Origin of the sequence: Pseudomonas sp. RW10S2 (assembly GCF_014268985.1) — a bacterium.
Taxonomy (GTDB): Bacteria; Pseudomonadota; Gammaproteobacteria; order Pseudomonadales; family Pseudomonadaceae; genus Aquipseudomonas; species Aquipseudomonas wayambapalatensis.
This window is the reverse complement of the sequence record NZ_JABWRO010000202.1, coordinates 1-4,553: the sequence shown is the minus strand read 5'-3', so window position 1 is coordinate 4,553 and position 4,553 is coordinate 1. Positions and strand designations below refer to the sequence as shown.

The window sequence follows — 4,553 nt, the reverse complement described above, 5'->3', positions numbered from 1 at the left end:
AAACGCCGGGCAATTGCCCGGCGTTTTCGTTTGCGTGCGTATCAGCCGCGCTGGCGCTTGGGCAGCACATCCTTGAGCTTGGCGTGCATGCTGCGCAGGCTCTTCTCGGTGGCGGCCCAATCGATGCAGGCGTCGGTCACCGAAACACCGTATTGCAGGTCTTCAAGGTTTTTCGGAATGGCCTGGCAGCCCCAGTTCAGGTGGCTTTCGACCATCAGGCCGATGATCGACTGGTTGCCTTCCAGAATCTGGTTGGCGACGTTCTCCATCACCAGCGGCTGCAACGCCGGGTCCTTGTTGGAGTTGGCGTGGCTGCAGTCGACCATGATGTTGGCCTTGATCTTGGCCTTGGCCAGGTCCTGTTCGCACAGGGCAACGCTGACCGAATCGTAGTTGGGTTTGCCGTTGCCGCCACGCAGCACCACGTGGCCGTAGGCGTTGCCTTTGGTGGTGACGATCGACACGCCGCCTTCCTGGTTGATACCCAGGAAGCGGTGGGGCTTGGACACCGACTGCAGGGCGTTGATCGCCACGGTCAGGCCGCCGTCGGTGCCGTTCTTGAAGCCGACCGCCGAAGACAGGCCCGAGGCCATTTCACGGTGGGTTTGGGATTCGGTGGTACGGGCACCGATGGCCGACCAGCTGATCAGGTCCTGCAGGTATTGCGGGGAGATCGGGTCGAGGGCTTCGGTCGCGGTCGGCAGGCCCTTCTCGGCCAGGTCCAGCAGCAATTGGCGACCAATGTGCAGGCCGTCCTGGATCTTGAACGAGTCATCCAGGTAGGGGTCGTTGATCAAGCCTTTCCAGCCTACGGTGGTACGAGGCTTCTCGAAATACACGCGCATGACCAGATAGAGAGTGTCGGAGACTTCTTCGGCCAGTACCTTGAGACGGTCGGCGTACTCGTGGGCAGCCTTGATGTCGTGGATCGAGCAGGGGCCGATCACGACGAACAGGCGATGGTCCTTGCCGTCGAGGATGTTGCGCACCACTTCACGGCCGGCAGTCACGGTCTGCAGGGCCTTGGCGCTGAGGGGAATCTCTTTCTTCAGCTGATCGGGGGTGATCAGGGTCTCGTTGGAGGCAACGTTGAGGTCATCGATCGGTAAATCAGCCATCGTGTTACTCGTCAGGTCACGGGTGCCGGCCGCCAGCAAACCCCGTGCGGCCCAGCAGCAGATTGTTCGCAGCGGGGAGCCGAACCTTAGCGCGTTACATCGGGCGCGACAATGGGCAGGGGGCTGTCAGCGCTGAAAAGGTGACTTGCCCGTGCGCGAGCTGCCTTGCAGGCCGATCGCGATACAAGGATCGCGCAGTGGGCTCGCCGAGCGCGGCGACATCAGGGGGTGTTCGCCCAGCAGCGCTGCTTCGGAGAATTCGGCGCCGTGCTGGGCGATCCACTGCTGTGCCAACGCCTGCGCCTGTTCGCCCTGCAGGTCATGTTGCTGGTGCAGTTGGCAGTAATGATGAATATGGCAAACCTGCTCACCCATGCGTGCGCCGAACAGCGCCTGGTCGTCGGTGAAGGCGATGCCCACGCGGTAGCCAGCATCCAGCCGCTGGCACCAGGCAACATAACCGGCATAGCGTGCCTGTGCGCCCAATGAAGGAATGACCACTTCCACTGCAGTGCCGCGACGGTAGGCACGCGGATGGTTGCAAGCGATGCCGCCAAGCCCCAGGGTATGCAGGTGCCGACGGAACAGGCTGGGAGACGGGCGAAGATTCAGCTCGACCGGAATCCCGTCAGGGTGAGGCAGAAATCCACACATCGTCGACTCCGTGTCGATTATTTGACCTTCATGGCCTGAGTATAGTGAAGGATCGCAAACCGGCTGATTCACTGTAAGAAAATCGGACAGACAGTCATCGCTTCGACAGGAGAGCGGTATGGATCCTCGTAACAAACGCATCGGCATCATCGGTAGCGGTGCCATCGGTGGCTTCTATGGGCTGATGCTGGCGCGTGCCGGTTTTGACGTGCACTTTCTGCTGCGCAGCGAATATGGCGTGGTGCATGAGCAGGGGCTGACCCTGAACAGCGCCGTGCACGGAGAGCTGCAGATGAAGGTCCAGGCCTATGCCTCGGCCAGTGACATGCCGCAGTGCGACTGGTTGCTGATCGGCACCAAGGCCACCAGTAACGCCGAGTTGGCGCCGCTGATCGTCCAGGCGGGAGCGCCCGGTGCCAAGGTGGTGTTGCTGCAGAATGGCCTGGGCGTCGAGGAGCAGTTGCGTGGCGCGTTGCGCGACGACATGCACCTGCTCGGGGGGCTGTGCTTTATCTGTGTGAACCGCGAAGCGCCCGGGGTGATCCGCCACCAGGCACTGGGCGCGGTCAACCTGGGTTACCACAGCGGCCCCAGCGACGACCGCGGTGCAGCCATTGTCGCCGAGGGCGCCGAATTGTTCCGCGCTGCGGGGGGCGACTCGCAGCCGATGGACAACCTCGTTCAGGCGCGCTGGCAGAAGCTGGTGTGGAACGTGCCGTACAACGGCCTGTCGGTGTTGCTGCAGGCCAGCACGACGCCTCTGATGGGCGACCCCGACAGCCGCGCGCTGATTCGCGGGCTGATGGCCGAAGTGGTCGAGGGCGCACGGGCCTGCGGGCATCCACTGCCGGAAGGCTATGCCGAGCACCTGTTCCGGGTCACCGAGCAGATGCCTGACTACTGGCCGAGCATGTACCACGATCATGCTCAGCAGCGGCCGCTGGAGTTGCAGGTGATCTACGGCGAACCCCTGGCCCGTGCCCGCGAGGCCGGTTGCCACTTGCCGAAGATGGAAGCGCTGTACCAGGCGCTGGCGTTCATCGACCGGCGCAACTGCGCGGGCTGAAGCGTATGGCTGGCCGCTGCGCCGGACGGCGAAGCGGCTCTCCACGGCACTGCTAAGCTGTAGCTTGCTCTGCCCCCGTGGCAGTGGAGGAGGCCGAATGATCCGTTCCATGCTGTACGCCACCGATCTCGGCGTCTACGCGCCCTTCGTCATGCAACACGCCTTGGCCCTGGCGCGGACCTTCAACGCAGAGTTGTACGTGATCCACGCCGTCGAACCCATGGGCCAGTTCGCCGAGTCGTTACTGCAAAGTTATCTCGATGAGCAGACCCTCGACCGCCTGCACTCCCAGGGGGTCAACACGGTGATGGCCAACATCGAGCAGCGGGTGCTGGAAAATTTTCGCGAGGAATTGGGCGAGGCGGCCGATCTGGCGGTGATCAAGGCCGTGCGGGTGCGCCAGGGGGATCCTGCGCAAGTGATTCTGGAGCAGGCCCAGCGCCTGGCGGTCGACCTGTTGATCTTCGGCAGCCATGCCGAGGGCGCGGGTGTCGATGTGCCGATTGGCCGCACAGCGGTACGGCTGCTGCAACTGTCACCGGTGCCGGTGTACATGGTGCCGTTGGCACAGCATTTGGGGCGTAGGAAAGTCTGAAGCTAGCGGTAGGTCTTTTCCTTGGGGTGTAACAAAATAGTTCTAGATTTATTTCTCTTACCACTAATATAGTTATAAATCGTCGCTGCCAGCAGCCGGTGACCTACCGCTGATTCGAGGGGAATCTATGAAGCTTCAACAACTGCGCTATATCTGGGAAGTAGCGCACCATGACCTCAACGTCTCCGCGACCGCGCAGAGCCTGTACACCTCTCAGCCCGGGATCAGCAAGCAGATCCGTCTCCTCGAGGACGAACTGGGCGTCGAAGTCTTCGCCCGCAGCGGCAAGCACCTGACCCGCGTCACCCCGGCGGGCGAGCGCATCATCACCACTGCTGGCGAGATCCTGCGCAAGGTCGAAAGCATCAAGCAGATCGCCCAGGAGTTCTCCAACGAGAAGAAGGGCACGCTGTCCATCGCGACCACCCACACCCAGGCCCGCTATGCCCTGCCTCCTGTGATCAGCAACTTCATCAAGCAGTACCCTGAAGTATCCCTGCACATGCACCAGGGCTCGCCAATGCAGATCGCCGAGATGGCCGCTGACGGCACTGTCGATTTCGCCATCGCCACCGAGGCACTGGAGCTGTTCGGCGACCTGATCATGATGCCGTGCTACAAATGGAATCGTTGCGTGGTGGTGCCCCAGGGGCACCCGCTGACCAAGTTGCCGAAGCTGACCCTCGAAGCGGTGGCCGAGTACCCCATCGTCACCTACGTGTTCGGTTTCACGGGCCGTTCCAAGCTCGACGAAGCGTTCAACCATCGCGGCCTGACTCCGAAGGTGGTGTTCACCGCCGCAGACGCCGATGTGATCAAGACTTATGTACGCCTGGGCCTGGGTGTGGGCATCGTCGCGAAGATGGCGGTCGATCCGAAGCTCGACAGCGACCTGGTGTGCCTGGATGCGAGCGAGCTGTTCGAAGCCAGTATCACCAAGATCGGCTTCCGCCGTGGCACTTTCCTGCGTGGCTTCATGTGCGATTTCATCGAGAAGTTCGCGCCGCACCTGACCCGCGAAGTGATGGCCAAGGCGATCCAGTGCCACAACAAGCAGGAGCTGGAAGAACTGTTCGAAGGGGTTGAGCTGCCCGTGCACTGAGTTGGCATGAGGCAGGGG

4 protein-coding genes and 1 pseudogene are annotated in these 4,553 nt (G+C 62.1%); 3 read left to right on the top strand and 2 right to left on the bottom strand.

What is annotated here, in order from left to right:
* Positions 1 to 41: 41 nt before the first annotated feature.
* Complete coding sequence (locus HU729_RS24975) at positions 42 to 1,118, bottom strand: 3-deoxy-7-phosphoheptulonate synthase (protein ID WP_054895443.1); 1,077 nt, start codon at positions 1,116 to 1,118, stop codon at positions 42 to 44.
* Positions 1,119 to 1,370: 252 nt separating this feature from the next.
* Positions 1,371 to 1,772: pseudogene (locus tag HU729_RS24970) on the bottom strand (PilZ domain-containing protein); the annotation flags it as partial.
* Positions 1,773 to 1,890: 118 nt separating this feature from the next.
* On the opposite strand from HU729_RS24970, the gene HU729_RS24965 reads away from it, so the two are divergent.
* From HU729_RS24965 to cysB, 3 genes are all read left to right on the top strand, one after another.
* On the top strand, positions 1,891 to 2,838 hold the full coding sequence (locus tag HU729_RS24965) for a putative 2-dehydropantoate 2-reductase (protein WP_186711868.1): 948 nt from the start codon (positions 1,891 to 1,893) through the stop codon (positions 2,836 to 2,838).
* Between the two features lie 97 nt (positions 2,839 to 2,935).
* Positions 2,936 to 3,433 carry a universal stress protein gene (locus tag HU729_RS24960; protein WP_151924055.1) on the top strand — a complete coding sequence of 166 codons (498 nt, stop codon included), beginning with the start codon at positions 2,936 to 2,938 and terminating at the stop codon, positions 3,431 to 3,433.
* Positions 3,434 to 3,560: 127 nt separating this feature from the next.
* Positions 3,561 to 4,535 (top strand): HTH-type transcriptional regulator CysB, encoded by a 975-nt coding sequence (gene cysB, locus HU729_RS24955; RefSeq protein WP_054895446.1) that lies wholly within the window; start codon positions 3,561 to 3,563, stop codon positions 4,533 to 4,535.
* Positions 4,536 to 4,553 lie beyond the last annotated feature (18 nt).